At 63.9% G+C, this 21,384-nt stretch carries 19 protein-coding genes; 11 read left to right on the top strand and 8 right to left on the bottom strand.

Going from position 1 to position 21,384, the window contains the following annotated elements:
- Positions 1-69 precede the first annotated feature (69 nt).
- A complete protein-coding gene (locus J0W34_RS04480; protein ID WP_227815783.1) occupies positions 70-564 on the bottom strand; it encodes a Crp/Fnr family transcriptional regulator in 495 nt (164 codons plus the stop codon).
- 335 nt (positions 565-899) lie between these two features.
- Between J0W34_RS04480 and J0W34_RS04475 the strand changes: the two genes are divergently transcribed.
- A complete protein-coding gene (locus tag J0W34_RS04475) occupies positions 900-2,504 on the top strand; it encodes a methyl-accepting chemotaxis protein (protein WP_230970859.1) in 1,605 nt (534 codons plus the stop codon).
- 134 nt (positions 2,505-2,638) lie between these two features.
- On the opposite strand, the gene J0W34_RS04470 is transcribed toward J0W34_RS04475, so the two are convergent.
- Complete coding sequence (locus J0W34_RS04470) at positions 2,639-3,526, bottom strand: LysR substrate-binding domain-containing protein (protein ID WP_230970858.1); 888 nt, start codon at positions 3,524-3,526, stop codon at positions 2,639-2,641.
- A 113-nt stretch (positions 3,527-3,639) separates the two neighbouring features.
- Here J0W34_RS04470 and J0W34_RS04465 point away from each other — a divergent pair, with 113 nt between their 5' ends.
- Positions 3,640-4,320: an FMN-dependent NADH-azoreductase gene (locus tag J0W34_RS04465; protein WP_230970857.1), complete on the top strand. Its 681-nt coding sequence runs from the start codon at positions 3,640-3,642 to the stop codon at positions 4,318-4,320.
- Positions 4,321-4,430: 110 nt separating this feature from the next.
- Here the strand turns inward: J0W34_RS04465 and hmpA are convergent, their stop codons facing one another.
- From hmpA to J0W34_RS04450, 3 genes are all read right to left on the bottom strand, one after another.
- Positions 4,431-5,618, bottom strand: a complete 1,188-nt coding sequence (gene hmpA, locus J0W34_RS04460; RefSeq protein WP_230970856.1) for an NO-inducible flavohemoprotein — start codon at positions 5,616-5,618, stop codon at positions 4,431-4,433.
- A gap of 127 nt (positions 5,619-5,745) precedes the next feature.
- Positions 5,746-7,137: a cytochrome c oxidase accessory protein CcoG gene (gene ccoG / locus J0W34_RS04455; protein ID WP_230970855.1), complete on the bottom strand. Its 1,392-nt coding sequence runs from the start codon at positions 7,135-7,137 to the stop codon at positions 5,746-5,748.
- Positions 7,134-8,252, bottom strand: a complete 1,119-nt coding sequence (locus J0W34_RS04450; protein ID WP_230970854.1) for an HPP family protein — start codon at positions 8,250-8,252, stop codon at positions 7,134-7,136. The genes ccoG (J0W34_RS04455) and J0W34_RS04450 overlap by 4 nt, the downstream gene beginning before the upstream one ends.
- A 136-nt stretch (positions 8,253-8,388) precedes the next feature.
- Between J0W34_RS04450 and J0W34_RS04445 the strand changes: the two genes are divergently transcribed.
- Positions 8,389-9,246 (top strand): LysR family transcriptional regulator, encoded by an 858-nt coding sequence (locus J0W34_RS04445; RefSeq protein ID WP_227815776.1) that lies wholly within the window; start codon positions 8,389-8,391, stop codon positions 9,244-9,246.
- Between the two features lie 381 nt (positions 9,247-9,627).
- On the opposite strand, the gene J0W34_RS04440 is transcribed toward J0W34_RS04445, so the two are convergent.
- From J0W34_RS04440 to J0W34_RS04430, 3 genes are all read right to left on the bottom strand, one after another.
- Positions 9,628-11,025: an ATP-binding protein gene (locus J0W34_RS04440; protein ID WP_230970853.1), complete on the bottom strand. Its 1,398-nt coding sequence runs from the start codon at positions 11,023-11,025 to the stop codon at positions 9,628-9,630.
- Positions 11,022-11,681, bottom strand: a complete 660-nt coding sequence (locus tag J0W34_RS04435) for a response regulator (protein ID WP_230970852.1) — start codon at positions 11,679-11,681, stop codon at positions 11,022-11,024. Before J0W34_RS04435 ends, J0W34_RS04440 begins: the two co-directional genes overlap by 4 nt.
- 97 nt (positions 11,682-11,778) lie before the next feature.
- Positions 11,779-12,474, bottom strand: coding sequence for a PEP-CTERM sorting domain-containing protein (locus J0W34_RS04430; protein WP_230970851.1), 696 nt, complete (start codon positions 12,472-12,474; stop codon positions 11,779-11,781).
- 212 nt (positions 12,475-12,686) lie between these two features.
- Between J0W34_RS04430 and J0W34_RS04425 the strand changes: the two genes are divergently transcribed.
- The 8 genes from J0W34_RS04425 (at position 12,687) to J0W34_RS04390 (ending at position 21,369) form a co-directional block, all read left to right on the top strand.
- Complete coding sequence (locus J0W34_RS04425) at positions 12,687-12,896, top strand: hypothetical protein (RefSeq protein WP_230970850.1); 210 nt, start codon at positions 12,687-12,689, stop codon at positions 12,894-12,896.
- A gap of 14 nt (positions 12,897-12,910) precedes the next feature.
- Positions 12,911-13,567 (top strand): hypothetical protein, encoded by a 657-nt coding sequence (locus tag J0W34_RS04420; RefSeq protein ID WP_230970849.1) that lies wholly within the window; start codon positions 12,911-12,913, stop codon positions 13,565-13,567.
- A 10-nt stretch (positions 13,568-13,577) separates the two neighbouring features.
- Entirely contained in the window at positions 13,578-14,606 is a 1,029-nt protein-coding gene (locus tag J0W34_RS04415; protein WP_230970848.1) for an NAD(P)-dependent alcohol dehydrogenase, read from the top strand.
- Between the two features lie 239 nt (positions 14,607-14,845).
- A complete protein-coding gene (locus tag J0W34_RS04410) occupies positions 14,846-16,264 on the top strand; it encodes an aminotransferase-like domain-containing protein (protein ID WP_230970847.1) in 1,419 nt (472 codons plus the stop codon).
- Positions 16,265-16,366: 102 nt separating this feature from the next.
- On the top strand, positions 16,367-17,779 hold the full coding sequence (gene ccoG / locus J0W34_RS04405; RefSeq protein WP_230970846.1) for a cytochrome c oxidase accessory protein CcoG: 1,413 nt from the start codon (positions 16,367-16,369) through the stop codon (positions 17,777-17,779).
- A gap of 15 nt (positions 17,780-17,794) precedes the next feature.
- Positions 17,795-19,471, top strand: coding sequence for a nitrite/sulfite reductase (locus J0W34_RS04400; protein ID WP_230970845.1), 1,677 nt, complete (start codon positions 17,795-17,797; stop codon positions 19,469-19,471).
- A complete protein-coding gene (locus J0W34_RS04395; RefSeq protein WP_230970844.1) occupies positions 19,449-19,919 on the top strand; it encodes a DUF934 domain-containing protein in 471 nt (156 codons plus the stop codon). The genes J0W34_RS04400 and J0W34_RS04395 overlap by 23 nt, the downstream gene beginning before the upstream one ends.
- Before the next feature lie 55 nt (positions 19,920-19,974).
- Complete coding sequence (locus tag J0W34_RS04390) at positions 19,975-21,369, top strand: aminotransferase-like domain-containing protein (RefSeq protein ID WP_230970843.1); 1,395 nt, start codon at positions 19,975-19,977, stop codon at positions 21,367-21,369.
- Positions 21,370-21,384 lie beyond the last annotated feature (15 nt).

The raw sequence follows: 21,384 nt of genomic DNA, 5'->3' as shown, positions 1-21,384 counted from the left end.
ACACGCCTTGGAGCCGCCGAAACAGCGACACGCGGCACCGGCGCCCCCCCCTGCTCGTGCTCACACACACTAGAGCACAGGATGATGGGCACTTGCGCAGACGAGGCCGGCCGTGACCTTGAGGAATCCCCGCGCCATTTCGCGCGAAAGATTGAGCATGAGGACGCCGAAATCGAAGGGAAGCTGCTCATGTAGCTGGTAGAAGAGCGCGGTGTCGACCTCGAGCACCACGGTTGCGCCATGCGCCTGCGCTTCACCGGGGCGCGGGAACAGGGCGATCATCGATGCGTAACCGATCTGCTCGCCGAAATCGAGCGTCAGGATGGGGACGTCTTCATCTGCCGTCTTGCAATAGGCGGCCAACTGGCCTTCGAGGACGATGAAGAAAGCGTCGGCGGTATCCCCGGTGCGGATCAGGGTCTCGCCGTCGGCCAGCGCGAGGATGCGCCCATGCTCGAAGAGGCAGCGGATTGCCGCCTCGCTCAAGGCGCCCAGGGTGGCCGCGCCCTGAAAATGGGCCACGCCCGCTTCGGCCAGCAGCGATGCCCCGTCAAGCCTGTCCATATCACGCTCCCATTGCCACGCGAGCCCAGAGCAAAGCGGCTCCTCCACGGACACGTTCCATGTCTTGAGTCTAGGTGCCTTGGTGTATGGCGCAAGCACCGGCGTAGCAACGACATCAATCCGTCAGACGACGGAGCCCTTCGGGGAACTGACGACTCAATGCGTTTGATTCGGCACTGCCATGAACGGCCTGATGTCGCTTCACGGAGTCAACACGCACTCAAGTTCCGCATTGGCGCGTCGCTATACAACATTGTTGATACTTAAACTATTCGCTCATAAACATAGCAGGCGTCAACGCGCAGTTCCTACTGTTGCCTCAAGGAGAGAGTCTCATGGCCCAAGACAAGGCCGGCGCCACCCTGCGCCATCCGTTTCCAAAGGGGAAGCTGGTCGTACTCAAGTACGACACGGATTTCAAGATCACCTATGCCAACGACGCCTGCGCACAGATGCTGGGCACGACGCGCGAAGCGCTTCTGGGCACCAGTGTCCGCGAGATCGCCCATCCCGACGTGCCCGCCGAGTTGCTCGCGGACATCCGCGGGACCACCGGTCAGGGCCGACCATGGCTGGGGCTGGCCAAGCTCCGCCATCAGGATGGCGGCGTCTGCTGGTCACAGGCATTGACGATTCCGGTCCGCCAGGACGGGCGCAACGTGGGCTACATGAGCCTGCGCAGTGAAGCCGCGCCCGAGCGGATCGATGCGGAGACGGCGCTGTATGACGCGATCCGCGCCGGTGGGCGGAAGTACCGCAATATCGACATGCCGGTCCGCCGCCCGATCCCGAACACCACCATGCTGGCGATGCTTGCCGTGCTCGCCTTCCTGCCCGTCGCGCAGGCGGCCTTGGCCGCGTTCGACCCGGGCACCCGCGCCCTCGCACTGACCGGCGTGTGCGGCCTTGTCGGCAGCCTGTGGCTGATTGCCCGACTGTGGCGCCGCTCGATCACCGAGCCCGCGACGATGCTGGGGATTTTCGAACGTATCGGCGAGGGCGATCTGACCGGCAAGCTGCCGGTGGGACGCTCGGACGAGATGGGCCGGCTGATGGAGTCCCTCATGTACATGCAGGGCCGGCTCAAGGTGATGCTGGACGAAATCCGGCAATCGGCCACCCACACCGAAGCGGAAAACACCCGCCTGCACCGTGAGGTGGAGACCCTTCAACAGGCCACTGCCGCGCAACGCGATCGCATCCTCTCGGTGAGCGCCGCCTGCGAACAGAACTGTGCGGCCGGTGCGGAAGCGGCCAGCGGTGCCAAGGACTCGGCCCACGCGGCGAAGGAAGCCCTCGCCCAGGTGGCCGAGGGACGTGCCCGGCTGAATCAGGCCGTGGCCGCCAGCCACCGGACCGTCGAAGCGGTGAACAGCGCCAACAGCGCCATGCGCAGCCTGGGGACCTCCATCGAGCAGGTGGCACAGATCTCGAACGAGATCCGCGAAATCTCCGATCAGACCAACCTGCTCGCCCTCAACGCCGCCATCGAAGCCGCGCGGGCCGGCGAAGTCGGGCGCGGATTCGCCGTGGTTGCCGACGAGGTGCGCAAGCTGGCCGAGCGCACCGCCAACTGCACCGGCAACATCTCACGCATCGTCGGCGACGTCAGCCGCAACTCAACCGAGATCACGCGCGACATGGATGGCGTTGCCGACACGGTCGGCGAGGCCGCCAGCGGCGCCGAAGAAAGCCTCGATGTCATGGACCAGATCGCCCGGGGCAGCGAAGAGGTGGCCTCGCTGGCCGGCCGTATCGCCGACGCGGCGGCAGAACATTCCGGCGCCTCTGAACAGATCGCTCGCGACATGGAACGCATTTCGAGCCTGGTGGACACCAGCGCCGCGGGCGCCGAAGGCGTTGGCCGCTCAGCCGACAACCTGGAGGCCAATGTCGCGGATCTGAACCGGCTGGTCGGCTTCTTCCGGGTGGTGGGCTGAGGCCCGAAGACCGCAATCACGAGGACGCGACACGACACAGGCGGCCGGCGCACGATCATCGACGGCCCGCCTGACGCAGCCATGTCATCGAAACGCGAACCGGAGCGGCCCCTTCGAAATCTCGTGCTCCGGCATCACGACGCCGATGCCTCGATCAGCCAGTCCCGGACGGCGACCACCTGGGCAGAAGCGGTCTCAAGCGGCGGCGCCACCAGGTTGTATGACCAGCCTTCGAGCGAGGGGCCGGGGACGACCCGAAGCAGCCCCAGCTTGAGTTCCTCCTGCACGAGCAACAGGCTCACGAGCGCCACCCCCTGGCCGGCAACCGCGGCCTGAATGGCGTGGGACTCTTCAGAGAAACGGATGCACTTGGCCAGCGGCGGCGCCTCCATGTCTGCCGCCTGCGCCCACGCCGCCCAGGACAGGGCGTTTGCCGTGCCCCGATGCCAGTCGAAGTGAATGAGCGGTGATTCGGCGATCTGCTCGCTGCTGATCGCCCCGAGCGCGGGGCTGGCGACCGGGGCAAAACGGTCCTGCATGAGCGGCGTGGCGTCCAGGCCCGGGTACGGGCCTTTGCCATAGCGCACGGCCAGATCGGCGCTGCCCGGGCCCAGGCGCACGACATCGTTCGAGGCGTGGACATGAAGGTTGATGTCCGGGTGGGCCGCCTGAAACGCGTCCAGACGCGGCACGAGCCACTTGGCCGCGAATGCGGGGGTGACGGAAACGGTGACCGCGCCACGGGTTGGCGCCCTCAGTTGCGCGACGCCCGCGGCAATGGCTTCGAAACCGGCATGAACGGCAGAAAACAGCACCTGCCCCTCCGGGGTCAGTTCGACCGAGCGGACTTTGCGATGGAACAGCGTGTGCCCGAGGTCGGCCTCCAGCACCCGGATCCGGTGGCTGATCGCCGTGGCGGTGACGGAAAGCTCCTCGGCCGCTTGCTTGAAGCTGCACAGCCGCGCGGCACATTCGAAGGCGCGCAGCGACGACAGGGACGGGAGTCTGGCTGAACGATTCATGGGTGATCTCAAATCATCTATCGATTGAACAATGATCGTTTGTACAAGCACTTGGACTGTACAAAACTCGACTTGCACTCATTGAAATCATCTCAGACATGCAAGGAGAGATTATGACCACCTTACTGCATATTGATAGCAGCGCCCGATCAGGCGCGTCCGACACGCTGGCCCACGGCTCTCACACCCGTCGCCTGACCAAACGCTTCATGGATCGCTGGTTGGAGACAGAGCCCTCGGCACGCGTCATTCGTCGCGATGTGGGGCTGGCGCCACCCGCCCCGGTCACGGGTGACTGGATTCATGCCGCCTTTACGCCCGAACCGAATCGTGAGCCCTGGATGCATGAGGCCCTGGGCCCGAGTGACCGGCTGGTGGACGAGTTGCTCGAGGCCGATGTCATCGTCGCCGGCGTGCCCATGTACAACTTTGGCCCGCCCGCCCAGTTCAAAGCCTATATCGACAACATCGTGCGGGTGGGGCGCACCTTCGGCTTCGACCGTTCGCGACCGGGCGAGCCCTACTGGCCCCTGCTGACCGGGATGGGCAAGCAGCTGGTCATCCTCTCCTCCCGGGGCGACTTCGGCTACGGCCCGGGGGAGCGCATCGCCGCGCGCAATCATGTCGAAGCCTCGGTGCAGACCGCCTTTGCCTACATGGGCGTCACCGACACACACACGGCGGCCATCGAGTACGACGAGTTCTCGGACGCGCGCCTCGTTCAATCGATCTCCGACGCCGAGCATCAGGTCGACGCCCTGGTTCACACCCTTCAGACGCGTGAGCTTGTGTGAAGGCTGGCACCTTGCGAGCGGCGGCGTCGGCCCCTCTCACAGGTCCATCGCCAGCGCGCATGGCACGCCACCGTCAGCGCACGTGCCGCTGACGGTAGCGCCGCCGGGGCTTAGTTCAGATCTTCAGCCGGGCCGAAGAATTCGAAATGGATGTGTCCTTCGGGCAGCCCGAGCTGTGTCAGAAACCGCTTGATCGCCGCCATGAACGGTTTGGGACCGAGAAAGTAGGCATCGAAAACAGGGGGGTCCGGCAGCCACTGCTTGAGCTGCTCCAGGGTCGGGCGCCCGAGCGCGTCCGGAGCGTCTGGCGCGCCGTCGTCGCTGTGCTCATACACGATATACGGCTTGAACTGCGGATAGTGGGCACGCCAGCGATGGACGAGCTGGCCAAAGGCATGGGATTCGGCGTCGCGGGCGTAGTGAATGAACACCACGGTCCGGTCGCTGTTCATCAGCGCGGCTTCGGCCATGGCCAGGGTCGGCGTGATGCCGACGCCGCCACTGATCAGCACCAGCGGGTGATCGCCATCCTTGAGCGTGAAGGCCCCCGCAGGCGGGAACAGTTCGAGCGTGCTGCCTTCTGACACGCGGTCGTGCAGATGGGTCGAGACCACCCCGCCCGGCTCGCGCTTGACGCTGATGCGATACCCCACGCCATTGGGGGCGGCGGACAGAGAGTAGTTGCGTCGAACCTCCTGCCCGTCGATGACAAGGCGCAGGCCGATGTACTGCCCGGGTTTGAAGTCGAGCACGGCGTCGCCGTCGACCGGCTCCAGGTAGAAGGAGGCGATCTGCGCACTTTCGCGTTCTTTGCGCACGACGCGGAACGTCCGGCCGCCGCGCCAGCCGCCCGGGGCCGCAGCGAGCGTGTCGTAGGCCTCGCGTTCTGCGCCGATGAGGATATCGGCCAGTTGCTGGTAGGCCACCCGCCAGGCATCGATGACGCCGTCGTTGGCCAGCTCGGGTCCCAACACCTCTTTGATGGCCTGCAGCAGGCAGGTGCCGACGATGGGATAGTGCTCGGGCTGGATCTGCAGGGCCACATGCTTGTTGACGATCTGCGCCGCGAGCGGGCCGAGCGCTTCGAGCCGGTCGATGTTGCGCGCATAGGTCAGCACCCCGTTGGCCAAGGCGCGTTGCTGGGTACCGCTGGCCTGGTGCGCCTGGTTGAACAGCGGCCGCACCTGCGGATAGTTGCCCAGCATCAGCTGATAGAAATGGGTGGTGAGCGCTTCGCCCCCCGATTCGAGCAGCGGCACGGTGGCCTTGATGATGTCGCGTTGTTGTTCGGTCAGCATGGGGTCTTCCTCATGGTTGGAGATGACGGGGGATGTGTGGTGAGCCGCGCCGAAAGCCTCCTGACGGGAGATGCTCCGGCGTGGCGATTCTGGTTCTGCGTGGGGGGGTGGCGTCAGGCCCGTGCGATCACGGCAGCCAGAACCGGCTGCGCTCGGAGACACTGATGCTCGGGTCGGCCACGTCAGTGACCGTAAAGCGGATGTCGTGAGCGCCCGAAGCGGCGGCATCGGCAGGGGCATGGACACGGATCACGCTCGAGCCCCTTGATGCCGCGTCGATGCGGATCGCCTGCGTCTGATCGAGGCGGATGCCGTCGAGGCCATCCACGGCAATGCGATAGTCGTGCGCCGTTTCCGTCGCGTTGATGATGACGAGCTGGAACACGTTTTCGATCTGGCCATCGGCCACTTCCCGCGCCAGGGTGTTGCGGTCGCGTTGAAGATCGACCTTGAGCGGCATGCGCGTCATGAGCGAGGCGGCCAGCGCGGCGCTCAGCGCCATGAAGATCACCGAATAGATCAGCACCCGCGGCCGCAGCATCCTGCGCATCGGGTTGTGCCCGCCCACCAGCGCGTTTTCGCTTGAATAGCGAATCAGCCCGCGCGGGTAGTTCATCTTGTCCATCACCTGATCGCAGGCATCAATACAGGCAGCACACCCGATGCACTCCATCTGCAAGCCGTCGCGAATGTCGATACCCGTGGGGCACACCTGCACGCAGATGCTGCAGTCGATGCAGTCACCCAGCCCGAGCGCGGTCGGGTCGGCGCTCCGCGCCCGGCCGCCACGCGACTCGCCCCGCTGCTGGTCGTAGGCGATGATCAGCGTGTCGTTGTCGAACATCACGGTCTGGAACTGCGCATACGGACAGATGTACTTGCACATCTGCTCGCGCATGAACCCAGCGTTGCCGTAGGTGGCCAGCGCATAGAAGCAGACCCAGAACATCGACCACGCTCCGGCGGTACCGGTCACGAAGGCACTGCCAAGCTGGTCGATCGGGGTAAAGTAGCCCACGAAGGTGAAACCGGTCCACGCCGAAACCAGCAGCCACAGGCTGTGTTTGACGACTCGCAGCTTGAGCTTGTGCAGGCTCCAGGGCGCCTGATCGAGCTTCATGCGCTTGTTGCGGTCGCCTTCGACGCGCGCCTCGATCCACAGGAATATTTCGGTGTACACCGTCTGCGGACAGGTGTAACCACACCACAGGCGCCCCGCCACCGCCGTGAACAGAAACAACGCCAGCGCACTGAGCACCAGAATGGCCGCGAGATAGATCGTGTCCTGTGGCCAGAGCACCAGGTCGAACACATAAAAGCGCCGGGCATCCAGGTCGAACAGCGCCGCCTGACGACCGTTCCACGGCAACCATGGCAGACCGTAGAACAGCAGCTGGGTGAGCCACACGAACACCCATCGCCAGCGCTGGAAGAGGCCGTGGATGGTGCGCGGATGGATCTTCTTGCGTTTGGCGTACAGCGGCGTGATGGGGATGACGGGTGAAGCGTTGTCTTTCATGATGCGTTGTCGAGCGGGCCGGGATGAACGGCCAGGTGGAGCGTCCGGATCAAGTCCGACTGCGTGAGGATCCCGACCAGACGCTGATGTTGATCAACGATCGGGATGTGATGATTGGCGCCGCCGGCAATGAGCCTGACCAGCTCGACCACCGGACGATCGGCACGCGCGGTGACCACCGGCGTGCTCATGAGCGCACCGACCGCGGCATGGCGGCCCGGCTGGCGCGTGGCCAGATGTTCGAGCACGTCCCAGGCGGTGAGGATGCCCACGACAAGGCCGCCACCTGCGGTCACCGGCAGCGCTTTGACACGATGCTGGCGCATCAGTCGATGGGCCTCGCTCACGGGGGTGTTGCGTTTCACCTGACAGACCGGGCGCACCATGATCTGCTCGCACCGCACGGCCCCGAGCGTGCGCCGGTAGGCGGCGGTTTCGGCGTGCTCGAGCAGGGTTTCGATATCGGCCCGACTCACATCGAGCAGTGCGTCGTGCTCACGCAGGGCGACATCGATATCGGCATCGCTGAAGCGACGCGGCCGGCCCGGCGGCGCCGCTTGGTGCGGGTAAGGGTGCGCCCCGAGCCGGTGAAACACGACGCCCGCCACCACCAGGAGCACCGAGTTGATGGCCACCGGATGCACGGCGAATATCGGCGTCTCGGCATGCATCAGCACCGCCAGCAAGGCTGTGGCCCCGCCCGGCGGATGCAGGCTGTGGGTGAGCGACATGACGACAATGGCAAGGCCGACGGCCAGCGCCGCGGCAAGGGCCGGCTCCGGAATGTGGCTGGCGCAGACGACCCCCACCAGGGCGCTGCCGGTATTGCCCACAATCACCGGCCAGGGTTGCGCCAGCGGGCTGGAGGGCACCGCAAAGACCAGCACGGCGCTGGCCCCCATGGGCGCGATCAGCCAGACGGCATTGGCCGGCAACAGCGCCCAGGTGCCCAGGGCCGCCGCCAGAATGCCCAGGCAAGCTCCGGTGGCCGCACACCACTGCACACCACTGCGCACGGCGAGCACCGCCGGCAGGCGCCGTGGTGGCAGGCCGAACAACGGCATCGAAAGGAGACGACCGAACTGCCGTCGTTTGAGCATACGGGACCGAAACACATGTGCATGTCCGGCAAGGCAGACCCGCACTGATTGAAGGAAGGTCGCATGCTAGGAGGCCGAATCGATCGCGTAAAATGAAATCGGCTGAGCCGAAATATCGAAAAATCAAATACATCAAGCGTGGAGCGCGGTTGTGGACATTACGCTGGCAAAAACTTTTATCGAGGTGGTCCGCTGCGGCAGCTTCGTGGCCGCCGCGGAGCAACTGCACGTGACCCAGACCACCGTGACGGCGCGTATCCAGAACCTGGAATCCATGCTCGGCTGCATCCTCTTCGTGCGCAGCCGGCACGGCGCGAGCATGACCGCCAACGGCGAGCGCTTTCTCGGGCACGCGGCACGCCTGATGCAGGTTTGGGAGGCCACCCTGCGCGACCTCCCCCTTCCGCAAGGCCATGAAACCCTGTTCGCGTTCGGCGGCGAGGTCACCCTCTCCAACCCCATGCTCTTTGCGTGGGCCGTGCGCCTGCGCGACGTGGCGCCGTCCCAGGCGATTCGCGTCGAATCAGGTGATGGAGAAGCGCTGCAGGTGAAAGTGGCCGAGGGCGAACTGGATGCCGCGCTGGTGTTCCAGCCGGTGTACCGGCCGGGGATACAGGTTGAACAACTGCTTGAGGAAAAGCTGATCCAGGTCAGGGCGACGCAGGGTGACGAACCCTACATCTATGTCGACTGGGGCCCGGAGTTTCGCCACCAGCACGACATCGCCCTGCCCCAGCAGACCCGGTCGGCCCTGAGCTTCAACCTCGGCCCCCTCGCCCTCCAGTATCTGCTCCAGCATGGCGGCCGTGGCTACTTCAGAACTCGCGTGGTCGAGCACTACCTGCAAACGGGCGAACTGACACGGGTGGAGGGGGCACCCGAGTTTTCATACCCGGTCTATCTCGTCTACTCGCGCGAAAACCGCTCCCCATTTCTGGCGCAAGCCATCGACACGCTCAAAGCCACCTGCGCCGAACCGATCGACTGGTCCCAGCGCTGGGTGCATTGATTAGAACGTTGAAGATCCGCTTCGGGTCGGCCAGAGACATCACCCCCACACGACTGAACTCCCGGGCCGGCCGAAGCCTCGCCACCCGGAGAGCGCCTGGATCTGCCAACCGCCGACTAGGCGTCTTGAGCTCGCCCCGGAGCGGCCTGTCGGAGACCCATTCCCCGACAACAACCCAGCCGTCTTGAAGGTGGCCCGGGGACCAACATGACTTATGTCGATGATGGAGGGCGAATTGGTTGGAGGGCGTCGACCGATCCTTCGGCAGGGTCTGTGTTCATTGGAGTTCTGATGCCAGATGGCGATCAACGCGCCGGCCTGAGCTCGAGGGCGAAACGAAACCGATGCGTGTGGATGACGTCGCCCGACGCCTGGATTTGCTCACGGCCGCGGACAGGGTTTTGCCGGCCAGGAGACCCGCACGCTCAACCCGCGGGCTTCCAGTCCAGCCCCGAGTTCGATTTCGGCCCCGGCCTGACGTGCAGCGGAAGCGACGATGGCTAGACCGAGGCCGGAGCCCGCAGCCCCCAATTGACTGCCCCGCCGAAACCGCTCGAATATGCGTTCCCGATCTTCCAGCGGAATACCCGGTCCGTCATCGCTGACCGACAGGGTCCAGGTTTCTCCGTCGCAAGAGGGTTCCATTCGAACAAGTACCTGGCCGCCTGCGTGGCCATACCGGATGGCATTGGCCACCAGATTTCCGACGATGCCTTCGAAAAGATGGCCAGCCCGTCCCACAGCGAGGTGATCGGGCCCCTGATAGATGAGTTCAATCGATCTGGTGCGGGCCTCCTGGGCATAGGCGGCGAGACACTCCCGAACGATATCGGCCGCATCGTCATCAGTTGCTTCCATGTCGGCCTGGGCTTCCAGTCGTGCCAGGGTCAGCAGCTGGTTCACCAGCCGATTGGCGCGGCCCAGACCCGCCTTGAGTACCGCGGCAGCCTCGGTCCGGGCCTCGGGTGAGACGGCCCGCAGTACCTCGTCGGCCTGGGCACTCACGACCGCAAGAGGGGTGCGCAACTCGTGGGCGGCGTCGGCGAGGAAATCCCGCTCCCGCTTCAGGAGGGCATCCAGCCGACCCAGAGTTCCGTTCACTTCCTCCACCACCGGCCTCAGTTCCGACACCAGATCACCGGTCTGGATGGGCGTAAGGTCGTCCGGCTTTCGAGCAGACAATGCTTCCGAGAACTTCTTCAGGGGTTTCAACCCGCAGCGCACCACGAACAACACCGGCAGCAACAGCATGGGCAATCCCACCAGAAGAGGGGCAACAATGCTGACAGGGCTGAGCATCACTGCATTGAAGTCCGTCCGGCGTCCCCTCGCCGTGTGCAAGACCTCGATCTGGTACACCCGATTCGCGGTCCAGCGAACAAACCCCCGGTAGTCTTCCCCCTCCAGGGTGGCGTCAAAAAAACCTTCCGTTCCCGGCGAACTCGCCCGTTGTCGCGGCACATTGGGACTGCCCGCCGCCCATTGGCCGTCAGCACGCCAAAGGTTGAAGCCAACGGCATCGTTGTGAGGGGTATCGCCGGCAAACCGGGAGATGACAAGATTGATGCCCAGCATGGATTGCTGCAGTGCGTCCTGGTCCAGATCCTGCTCCGAGACCTGGGCCAACCCGTCCGCAAATATCCGCATCTGCTTGTCGAACCCGCCGGAAGCCGGCCAGTACATGAGCGCGAGACCCACACCGTAAATGGCCACCCAGACCAGAACGCTACCCAGCAGTACCGTCACCACCAGAACCTTCGAGAGCGATGGCGCTTTCATTCGCCCAGAAAGTAACCAACGCCGCGCACGGTCTGGATCGTGCCCGCGCCAAGCTTGCGGCGCAGATTGTGTATGTGCCAGTCCAGGGTACTGAACGCGAGGGGGTCCCCATAGGGCTGAAGCAACTCGGCCATGCGGTGCTTGGTGACCACTTGTCCGGCATGCCGCGCCAACGCTTCGATGATCTGGAATTCCTTGGGAGAGAGCGGGATGGGCACGTCATTCTGGCTGACCTCACGTCGGCCGATGTGGATACGCATCGATCCGAATGACCACGCTGAAGATGACTGCCCCGCCGCGCGCCGGGTGACGGCTCTGATGCGAGAGGCCAGTTCCTCCGGGGCCACGGGCTTGATGACGTAATCGTCCGCGCCAGCATCCAGGCCGGAGACCTTTGAGGCCACGGCATCGCGCGCGGTCAGGACGATCACTGGCACTACGACACCATCCCGCCGCCAGGCACGAAGCACCTCCAGTCCCTCGCCATCAGGCAGCCCCAGATCCAGCACCAGACAGGCAAACTGTTCGAATGCCTGGACCTGCGAGCGCGCATCCTTGACGCTTCTGACCCAGGTGCATGCGTACCCGTGACCCATCAAGGCCCGCTGCAGGGCGGCACCCAGGTCGAGATCGTCTTCTATCAGCAATAGATGCATGACTGTCTACGAGCCTTCTGACCGCGCGTGACCGACAAACAAACGATGTGTCGGCCGGGACGGGGCTCCACCCCGCCCTGCGGGCATCCGACTCTGCTCATTCGGACGAATCGACTTTCCGCGACGCGCGACGATAGTGTTTCGCCCCCAGGACCAGCAAACCGAGCCCCAGCATGGAGACAGTCTCGGGCTCCGGCACGCCAGGCACGGGGGCACGCGTTTCGATGGCATCGAGAAAAAGGGCATTGATGGCCACGCTGGATCCATTCGCGCCATCCCAGAGCCGTATGGTGTCAAAGCCGCCCCCTTCGAATCCAAGATAGTGGAATGCGCTTTGGTGACTGACCGAACCGGACAGGATCCGTGCACCGTCATTCCATAGCTCGTAATATGCCGCGCCTCGCGTGGGGATGAAACCACTTCCAATCAAAAAGCCTAGGTCATCGAAATCCAGTCCGCTGACCAGACTGATCTGGGTGTAGCCCCGGTCGCCCCCGATGGGGTACCAACTGTACTGACCGTCACGACCACCGGGGTCGTAGTTCACGAGGATGCTGTCACCCGCGTCACCATTGATCTGCTCAACGCGAATGCCATCCTCGACGTAAGGCCCAGAACCACCGTCATACATGCCATTGGTGCTGGAAATGTTTTCAAAACTGTTGAAATGGCTACGGGCGGCATCATCAATGAAATCCGACGTGTGAACGATCGGGAGCGCGAAGCTGAGCGCTGGCCACAAAACGGCACAGACGAATGCGACTGGTTTTCTTGTCATGCAAATCACCTTCATATGGATCGGGTATCGAGTTGGCCCGACTGTACATGCCCAATCCTTTGGGATTTCTTTGCATTACCTCCGGTATCCACCAATGGATGAACCGGGTTCATCGACTCCGGATAGATGGCTCGCTCGCCCTTCAACCTCAGGGTGCCACCCCCAAGAATTCGCAAAGAATTCGCCCCCTATAGTGCGTTCTCCTCGTTCCCCATTCTGGAGAAATCATGAAAACGCCATTGATCACCCCCATCGTCTGTATCGCCCTTGCCCTGTCAGCTTGCGTAACGACCCAACCTCAACAGGCTGAAACAGAGCAGCCCGCGTCGGGAAGTGCCACGAGTGCCCGTGATGTGCGCGATGCGGCCCACGAGGCCAGTACAACAGCCCGTGACCTGCGCGGCGCCATCAACGACCTGAAGAGCATTTTCCGGTGAGGCTGGGACTGCTGATGATCGCCGCCCCGGTCATCGCGATGAACATGAGCGCTCAACTGGCCATGGCGGCTTCGCCCGAGCCCATGCCTTGCGTTGACAAGATCTGTCTGGGCGATGGAGCCAAAAGCCTGAGCAGTATGAAATGGGATGAAATCCCCAGCACAACGGCCCGACCGCTGTCGGGACGCCAACGTCAGAAACTGGAGGCGCTCTACAAGGGTCGCTTAGACGACATTGCATCCGGTCTCGCCCAGGGCAAGTTCGATCACCACCTGCTGAGGCGTCTGGACCGGGTCGAGGCCGCATGCGGGGGCCACAGCCTGATCGGACAGTTCACCTCGGCAGGGGGCAATCCCACCCGCGTCACATTGAGTCTTCTGCCCAACGCTTCCGGGCAACAGTCATGGCAGGTGATCGCCATCACCCGCACGTTCCCTGCGGCCAAGAATCGCAGGCAGCAGCAGGAAGTTCAACAGCAGCTCGATGCTCGCTACGGCCGTTACGACATGCACCGTCGCAGTCCTGAAACGGGTGGAGCCAGCTACCTTTACAGCTGGACAGGCATGCCGACCTTGGTATTGAACCTGAACCTTCCCCCACCCGCGGTCATGGAAACGCGCTTTGCCCTGAACCCGCTGTGCCCCCGGCCACCCACAATGAGCATCGACTGAGGTATTCGACATGCGGGCCATTCTGCAGAGGACTTACGGGGACGCGCGCGCGCTGACGGTGAGCCATGTGCAGCGCCCGCCGCCACCCGGGCCACGCCAGGTGCTGGTGCGGGTTCATGCAGCAGGCGTTGACCGGGCGGTCTGGCACATGCTCAATGGCACCCCTTATCCGCTTCGGCTGGCCATGGGTCTCAGGCGACCACGCCATCCCATCCCGGGCATCGACCTCTCCGGGCAGGTGATCGAGGTGGGTCGACAGGTTCGCCATCTTCGTGTGGGCGATGAAGTATTCGGTCTCGGGAAAGGCGCTTATGCGGAACTGGCCCTCGCCGAGGCAGATCAGATGGTCGTGCGCCCCGGAAACCTGGATGCCCTGGGTGCGTCGGTCTGCGCCATGTCAGGGGTCACCGCCCACCAGGCACTCCGGCGGGCGGCACCCATCCTCCCGGGACAGGACGTGCTCATTCTGGGCGCATCTGGTGGCGTGGGTTCCTATGCTGTACAGATCGCCCGCCATTTGGGGGCACAGGTCAGCGCCGTGTGCAGTCAGGCCAAAGCAGATTACGTGCTCGGGCTTGGCGCGCATCATGTGTTTGATTACACCCAATTCGGGCGACAAACCCTTCCGCGTCGCTTTCCTGTCGTCATCAACATCGGGGACAACCGGTCGCTTTCAGAATTGCGGTGCTTGCTCGATGAGCGCGGCATCTTGATTCTGGTCGGCGGAGAGCGTGGCAGTCCGTGGACCGTAGGGCTGAGACGCCCCCTGGCGGCTTGGTGCCTGAATCCGTTTCTGTCCCGGCACCGGCTCTTTCCGCTGGTCTCCACCGTACAGCAAGCTGATCTGCAGGCCCTCTGCGGCCTGATTGAAACCGGGGCGATCCGCCCGCCCGTGGACAGGGTCTTCAGTCTGGAACGGGGTGCCGAGGCCATCGAACACATGGCGCTCGGACGCGCACGAGGGAAGGTCGCCATCGCCATCAATCCGCCCGACAGAGTTCTCACCGCCGACTACGGGTCGCGCGTTCGCCTTCGCTAAAACGAAACCCTTCGTTCCCGATGTTCCGGTCGGAGAGGAAGATATCGACCCTGTCGCGGCCCGATTGATCGTAATGCCCCGACGGCTGTTCAGGCCGACGAGTTACCACCAAACAACCCAGAAGCTTGGACTAATCGAACAGCCTCTCGATTCGACAATCGTCGGGCATCGTCTTGCCGTGGAACGCGGCGTACCAGCCAATCAACACTTATCGGCAAGTCAGACATACACTCGGCGGCATGAATCTCTACGAACAGCTTGCCGCCGAGATCGAGACGCACATCAGCCGCGGCGTTCTTCGCGCGGGTGATCGCTTGCCTTCGGTGCGGAAGTCGTGCGAAACGAAGCGCATCAGTCCGTCGACGGTACTCAAAGCGTATTACCTGCTTGAGCGCCGCGGGCTGATCGAGGCCCGGCCTCAATCGGGGTATTACGTCCGGCCGCAACTGGGGTCCATGCTGGCCGAGCCCGAGATGACGCGGCCTGTGGGCGCGTCAACCTCGCTCAAGGTCAGCGAGTTCATTTTTGAAATTCTGGCTGCGGTGAAGAACCCGGCGGTTGTCCCGCTGGGCTCGAGTTTCGCCAGCCCGGACCTCTATCCGCTCAAGAAGCTGGGGAGCCGGCTGGCACGCGCGGCGCGCCATCTGGACCCACGGGCGACGGTCACGGATCTGCCGCCGGGCAATACGGAACTGCGCCGGGAATTGGCGAAACGCTACCTCGAGCGTGGCGTGGCGGTGCCGGTTGATGAAATCGTCATCACCAACGGCGCCATGGAAGCGCTGAACCTGTGTCTGGAAGCGTGCACCCAGCCGGGGGACCTGATTGCACTCGAGTCGCCGACCTTCCATGCGACCTTGCAGATGGCCGAGCGTCGTGGGCTGAAGGTGATCGAGATACCGACGCATCCGCGCGACGGCGTCAGTCTGCCGGCCCTTGCGGATGCGCTCCGACACCATCCCGTCAAGGCCTGCGTGTTCATGCTGAACTTTCAGCATCCGCTGGGCGCATTGGTGCCGGACGAGCATCGCAAGGCGCTGATCGATTTGCTCCGGAACCACGACGTGCCCTTGATCGAAGACGACACGTATGCCGACCTGCACTTCGATTCGCGCTGCCCGCTGGCCATCAAGTCGATGGACCAGACCGGGCTCGTCATGAATGTGTCCAGCTTTTCGAAGAGTCTGGCGCCTGGCTATCGCCTGGGTTGGGTCGCTGCGGGGCGGTACGCGCAACGAATTCAGCGGCTGAAGCTGTCGGCCAGTCTGGCAACAACCATCCCCGTGCAGATTGCGCTCGCCGAGTTTCTCAAACACGGCGAACTCGAACCCCACCTGAGGCGCCTTCGCGCCCGCCTGGAGCACCAGCAGACGGACATGGTTCGCGCCATTGAAGCGCGGTTTCCCCCGGGCACTCGCCTGAGCTGTCCGCAAGGCGGCTATTTCCTGTGGGTCGAGCTGCCCGCCGGCACCGATGCCCTGGCGGTTCACCGCATGGCGCTGGACGAAGGCATCAGTATTGCGCCGGGCCCGATCTTCTCGGCAAAGCGGGAATACGGCCACTGTATCCGGCTGAACTATGGCCACCCCTGGGGCCCGGACATTGACGCGGCCATCAGTCGCCTGGCGGCCATCGTTCAAACTGTTATGCTCAAATAGTTAAAAAACTGCGACTGTTATCCAAGTCGCTGAGGTGATGTACTGCGTCCATCGCCCTGATCACCCGCGTCCGCGCGGTGCAGGTTGCGATCGGAGCACGTCATGAGCAGTGAATCATCGAAAGCCCTTGCGGCCCGGGTGTCGTTCTATGAACGCACCGGGCGAATCCACCCACGTTCGGTCACCGGGCGTTTCAACACCTGGCGGTGGTCCATGGTCTGGGTCACCCAGATCATCTTCTATGCCACGTGCTGGCTGCAGTGGGACGGTCGCCAGGCACTTCTGTTCGATATCGCCGAGCGCAAGTTCTATGTCTTCGGGCTGGTGTTGTGGCCCCAGGACGCCATGCTGCTGACGCTGGCGCTGATCGGCGCGGCCAGCGGCCTGTTCATGGTCACGGCGCTGGCCGGACGCATGTTCTGCGGCTTCACCTGTCCCCAGACCGTCTATTCGGCCATCTTCCGCTGGGTCGAGGCCCGATTTGAAGGCGATCACCTGTCGCGAATGCGTCTGGACAGCAGTGCCGCGAGCACCGCAAAGATCGCACGCAAGACGGGCAAGCATCTGACCTGGGGCCTGATTGCCCTGTGGACCGGGATTACCTTCGTGGGCTACTTCTCGCCCATTCGCCAATTGCTCGCCGACCTCGCAAGCGGGTCACTGGGGCCGTGGGAAGGTTTCTGGGTGTTTTTCTACGCCGTGTTCACCTATGTCATGGCCGGCTTCGCGCGCGAGATGGTGTGCCTCCATATGTGCCCGTATGCGCGGTTCCAGGGCGTGATGATCGATGCGGATACCCGCACCATCAGTTACGACGCGCGCCGTGGCGAGCCGCGTGGCGCGAAAGGCGCGCAGCACGGTAAAGACAGCACGGGCCCGCGGGGCGACTGTGTGGATTGCAGCCTGTGTGTTCAGGTCTGCCCGACCGGCATCGACATTCGCAAGGGGCTGCAGTACGAGTGCATCAATTGCGGCCTGTGCGCCGACGCCTGCGATGAGGTGATGACGCGCGTCAAGGCACCCACGGGGCTGATCCGGTTTGCCTCCGAGCGCACCCTGCAGGCCCCTGTGCGTGGTGGCGGTAAACCTGCGTTTGGCGGAGCCCTGCGCCCGCGAGTCACGACCTACGCCAGTGCGTTGATCGTGTGCTTTGTGGCCGCCATGGTGCTGCTGGCGAACCGCGTCCCGCTGCAGGTGGATGTGCTGCGCGACCGCCGAGCCCTGATGCATGAAACGAGCGATGGCCGCATCGAAAACCCCTACATCCTGAAGATCGCCAACATGCTCGAAACGCCGCGCATGGTCGTTGTGAGTATTGTCGGTCCGGGCGACATGCGCATTGAAGGCGACACGCACATCCTCTTGCCTGCCGGCGAAGTGTCGTCCGTGCCCCTGGGGGTCAGCATGGCTGCCGACGAAACACGCCATGGGGCACAGCCCATTGCGTTCCAGGTGCACAGCACGGATGAAACGCCCGTGAGCCTCACCGAGAAATCCATTTTCCTGCTGCCCTGAACGGCGAGAACCTCAATGTATCAATACGACGAAAACGAAAAGCGCTTCTTGCGCCAGCGGGTGACGCGGTTCAGGGACCAGATGCTGCGGTACCTGAGCGGCCAGATGTCCGAAGACGACTTTCGCCCGCTGCGCCTTCAGAACGGGCTCTATATCCAGCGGCATGCGCCCATGCTGCGTGTCGCCATTCCGTACGGCACCCTGTCCTCGCGTCAGATGAGAGCGCTCGCCACCATTGCGCGCGATTTCGACCGTGGCTATGGGCACTTCACCACGCGATGCAATATCCAGTTCAACTGGGTGCGTCTCGAGGAAGTGCCGGACATTCTCGACGCACTGGCCGCGGTCGACATGCACGCCATCCAGACGTCCGGGAACTGCATCCGCAACATCACGACGGATCATTTCGCGGGCGTGGCCAGGGACGAAGTGCTCGACCCGAGACCGTACTGCGAGATTCTTCGCCAATGGTCGACCCTGTCGCCCGAATACAGCTTTCTGCCCAGGAAGTTCAAGGTCGCGATCACGGGTAGCCAGGTGGACCGAGCGGCCGTACGGTTTCACGACATCGGGCTCAGGGCGGTACACAGCGCTGAGGGCGAGGTTGGTTTCGAGGTGTTCGTGGGTGGCGGACTGGGGCGTACGCCCATGGTCGGCCAATGTGTCCGGGCGTTTCTGCCGCATCGGGAATTGCTCACCTATGTCGACGCCATCATGCGGACCTACAACCGATTCGGCCGGCGCGACAAGAAGTACAAGTCGCGCATCAAGATTCTCGTCAAGGAACTGGGCGTTGCCGCCTTTGCACGCGAGGTGGAGCACGAATGGATGTGCCTGCGCGATGGCCCCGCAACCCTCAGCGATGCCCGAATCGAAGCGGTCAGCGCCCACTTTCAGGCGCCCGCGTGCGACGTGCACGCCCCGGTGCCGGATGACGCCGCGCTCACGCGGATCTTCGATGATGCGTTTGCGGGGTGGGCCAACAGAAATACCTCGGCCCACAAGGCCTTGGGACACAGCATCGTCACCCTGTCACTGAAGCGGACCGGGACGCCCCCCGGCGACGCGACGGCAGACCAGATGGATCGGGTGGCCGATCTGGCCGATCGTTTCAGCCGGGGCGAGATCCGCGTCTCGCATGACCAGAATCTCGTGCTTCCGCATGTTCTGACCCGCGACCTGCATGCGCTGTGGTCGGCCGCACTGGACGCGCGGCTGGCAACCCCCAACGTCGGCACGGCAACTGATCTCGTGTGCTGTCCGGGGGGTGATTTCTGCAACCTCGCCAATGCCAGGTCTCTGCCACTGGCCGAAGCCATCCAGCGACGTTTCGACCAGGACGATGATCTGCAGGCAACCGGGGCACTGAGCCTCAACATCTCGGGATGCGTCAACGCCTGCGGCCATCATCACGTCGGCCACCTGGGCGTCCTCGGCGTCGACAAGAATGGCCAGGAGTTCTTCCAGGTCACGCTCGGCGGACATCCGGATGGCGAGCCCGCCATCGGAAAAATCATGGGTCCCGCCTTGCCCGCGGACCAGGTGCCCGTGGCGATCGAGCGCGTGATCAAGGTGTACCGCGAACACCGAGCCCCCGAGGAAGCCTTCATCCACACGGTCGAGCGCCTGGGACACGAACCGTTCAAAGCAGCTGTTTATGGAGGCAGGGATGGCAAGCATTCTCACGCTTGAGGGAACGTTCGAAGACACCCGCGCCCGAATCGAGCGCGGAGCGACCGCAGATCCGGCGACGCCGGCCTGCGTCAGCGTCGATCAATGGCTTGCCTGGCGGGAAGCGTCAGTCACGACGCACCGCGATATCGGGGTCTGGCTGGAGCCCGAGGATGACATCGGCGCGCTCGCCGCCCGGATTGAAGGTCTCGGACTGATCGCGATCGAGTTTCCCGTTTTTACGGACGGCAGGGGGTATTCCATGGCCCGCCTGCTGCGGGAGCGCATCGGCTATCGCGGAGAGCTGCGGGCCACCGGTGACATCCTCCGTGACCAACTCTGGTTCCTGCATCAGGTCGGCTTCGATGCTTTTCAGCTGAGGGCCGATCAAGACCTGGCCGCGGCATGCGAGGCATTCTCCGATTACACCGTGCCGGATGGGTGGACAAACGGGACGCGAACAATTTGACGGCATTGAATGCGTACAATAGTGCGGTCACCAGAAACAACGCCCGTTGCACAACATGCCCAACCGCCCGCTGTCCTGGACGCCCACGTCCATTGCCAAGGATCGACCTGCCTACATCGCGATCGCCGAGGCAATTGCCGATGACATCCGGGCCGGGCGGCTCAAGGCGAATGCCGCCTTGCCGCCACAGCGCAAGCTGGCCGATGCGCTCGGCTACAACTTCACGACCATCAGCCGTGCGTACGCCGAGGCGCAGCGCAGAGGGCTGATCGAGGCGCGGGTGGGACGGGGCACCTTCGTGCGCCCCAGCGCAGCCCCGCATATCCAGCGCGACATCGCCCGGCCGGCGGTGATCGACTTGTCCATGAACCTGCCACCGGAGCCGGATTCGACCGAGCTGCTGGCCCGGATGGAATCGGGCATGAAGCGCCTGTGCACCGACATTCGCGGCATGCTGCGCTACCAGACCTTCGGCGGCAGCCCCGAGGATCGGGACATGGCGGTTCAATGGCTCGCGCGGCGAGGCGTTCGCAGTGCGCTCAACAAGGTGTTGATCTGCCCGGGCACCCACAGTGCGCTCAACGCCTTGTTCGCGCTGCTGGCCGGGCATGGCGGGCGCATCTGCTGCGAGAACATCACCTACCCCGGTGCCCGTGCGCTGGCCGCGCTGCATTCAATCAGCCTGCTGGGCCTGACCTGTGATGCGCAAGGCGTCACACCCGAGGCATTCGAGGCGGCCTGCCGGGACCATGCGCCAGCGGCCCTGTATCTGAACCCCACCCTCCAGAACCCCACTACGGTCACCGTCCCGCTGGAGCGTCGCGAATCGCTCATCGAGGTCGCGCGACGTTACGGGGTGCCGATCATTGAGGACGACCCCTACAGTCTGTTGCTGACCGACGCCCCACCCAGTTTCCATGCGCTGGCGCCGGACATCACCTACTACGTCGGCGGCCTGTCGAAGACGCTCGGCGCGGGGCTGCGCATCGCCTATCTGGCGGCGCCCGATGTACGCCAGTTGCCCCGGTTGAGTGCGGCATTGCGGGCGGTATCGGTCATGGCGCCGCCCATCTCCATGGCCATTGCGACCGAATGGATCGCCGATGGTACGGCGGACGCTCTGGTGCAGTTCATCCGTGGAGAGTCGGTCGAGCGCCAACGGATTGCCCGCGAGGTGCTCGGCGCTGCGGACTATCTGGCCTCGGAAGAAGGCTTTCACCTTTGGCTGCCGCTGCCCGAGGGCTGGAGCCGGGTGAGCTTTGCGGCGCACCTGCGCTCGAGCGGTATCGGCGTGGTCACCAGCGACGCGTTCCTGGTCAGTGGCACGGCAGTCGAAGCGGTGCGCATCTGCCTGGGCGGTGTGGCCAGCCGCGATGATGTCCGCCACGCCATGGAGCTGGTTGGCTCGGCCCTGTCCCACCCACCGGCAATCTACTCTTCCATCGTCTGAGCACCGCCGGGTCGG

Source organism: Nitrogeniibacter aestuarii (genome assembly GCF_017309585.1).
Lineage (GTDB): Bacteria > Pseudomonadota > Gammaproteobacteria > Burkholderiales > Rhodocyclaceae > Nitrogeniibacter > Nitrogeniibacter aestuarii.
The sequence above is the reverse complement of the archived record's forward strand: the minus strand, read 5'-3'. Positions and strand labels throughout refer to the sequence as shown.

Bases quoted from the DNA above. Each gene is read 5' to 3' on its own strand.
- J0W34_RS04480 (WP_227815783.1), bottom strand. From the start codon at position 564: ATGGACAGGCTTGACGGGGCATCGCTGCTGGCCGAAGCGGGCGTGGCC.
- J0W34_RS04475 (WP_230970859.1), top strand. From the start codon at position 900: ATGGCCCAAGACAAGGCCGGCGCCACCCTGCGCCATCCGTTTCCAAAG.
- J0W34_RS04470 (WP_230970858.1), bottom strand. From the start codon at position 3,526: ATGAATCGTTCAGCCAGACTCCCGTCCCTGTCGTCGCTGCGCGCCTTC.
- J0W34_RS04465 (WP_230970857.1), top strand. From the start codon at position 3,640: ATGACCACCTTACTGCATATTGATAGCAGCGCCCGATCAGGCGCGTCC.
- hmpA (WP_230970856.1), bottom strand. From the start codon at position 5,618: ATGCTGACCGAACAACAACGCGACATCATCAAGGCCACCGTGCCGCTG.
- ccoG (WP_230970855.1), bottom strand. From the start codon at position 7,137: ATGAAAGACAACGCTTCACCCGTCATCCCCATCACGCCGCTGTACGCC.
- J0W34_RS04440 (WP_230970853.1), bottom strand. From the start codon at position 11,025: ATGAAAGCGCCATCGCTCTCGAAGGTTCTGGTGGTGACGGTACTGCTG.
- J0W34_RS04435 (WP_230970852.1), bottom strand. From the start codon at position 11,681: ATGCATCTATTGCTGATAGAAGACGATCTCGACCTGGGTGCCGCCCTG.
- J0W34_RS04430 (WP_230970851.1), bottom strand. From the start codon at position 12,474: ATGAAGGTGATTTGCATGACAAGAAAACCAGTCGCATTCGTCTGTGCC.
- J0W34_RS04425 (WP_230970850.1), top strand. From the start codon at position 12,687: ATGAAAACGCCATTGATCACCCCCATCGTCTGTATCGCCCTTGCCCTG.
- J0W34_RS04420 (WP_230970849.1), top strand. From the start codon at position 12,911: ATGATCGCCGCCCCGGTCATCGCGATGAACATGAGCGCTCAACTGGCC.
- J0W34_RS04415 (WP_230970848.1), top strand. From the start codon at position 13,578: ATGCGGGCCATTCTGCAGAGGACTTACGGGGACGCGCGCGCGCTGACG.
- J0W34_RS04410 (WP_230970847.1), top strand. From the start codon at position 14,846: ATGAATCTCTACGAACAGCTTGCCGCCGAGATCGAGACGCACATCAGC.
- ccoG (WP_230970846.1), top strand. From the start codon at position 16,367: ATGAGCAGTGAATCATCGAAAGCCCTTGCGGCCCGGGTGTCGTTCTAT.
- J0W34_RS04400 (WP_230970845.1), top strand. From the start codon at position 17,795: ATGTATCAATACGACGAAAACGAAAAGCGCTTCTTGCGCCAGCGGGTG.
- J0W34_RS04395 (WP_230970844.1), top strand. From the start codon at position 19,449: ATGGCAAGCATTCTCACGCTTGAGGGAACGTTCGAAGACACCCGCGCC.
- J0W34_RS04390 (WP_230970843.1), top strand. From the start codon at position 19,975: ATGCCCAACCGCCCGCTGTCCTGGACGCCCACGTCCATTGCCAAGGAT.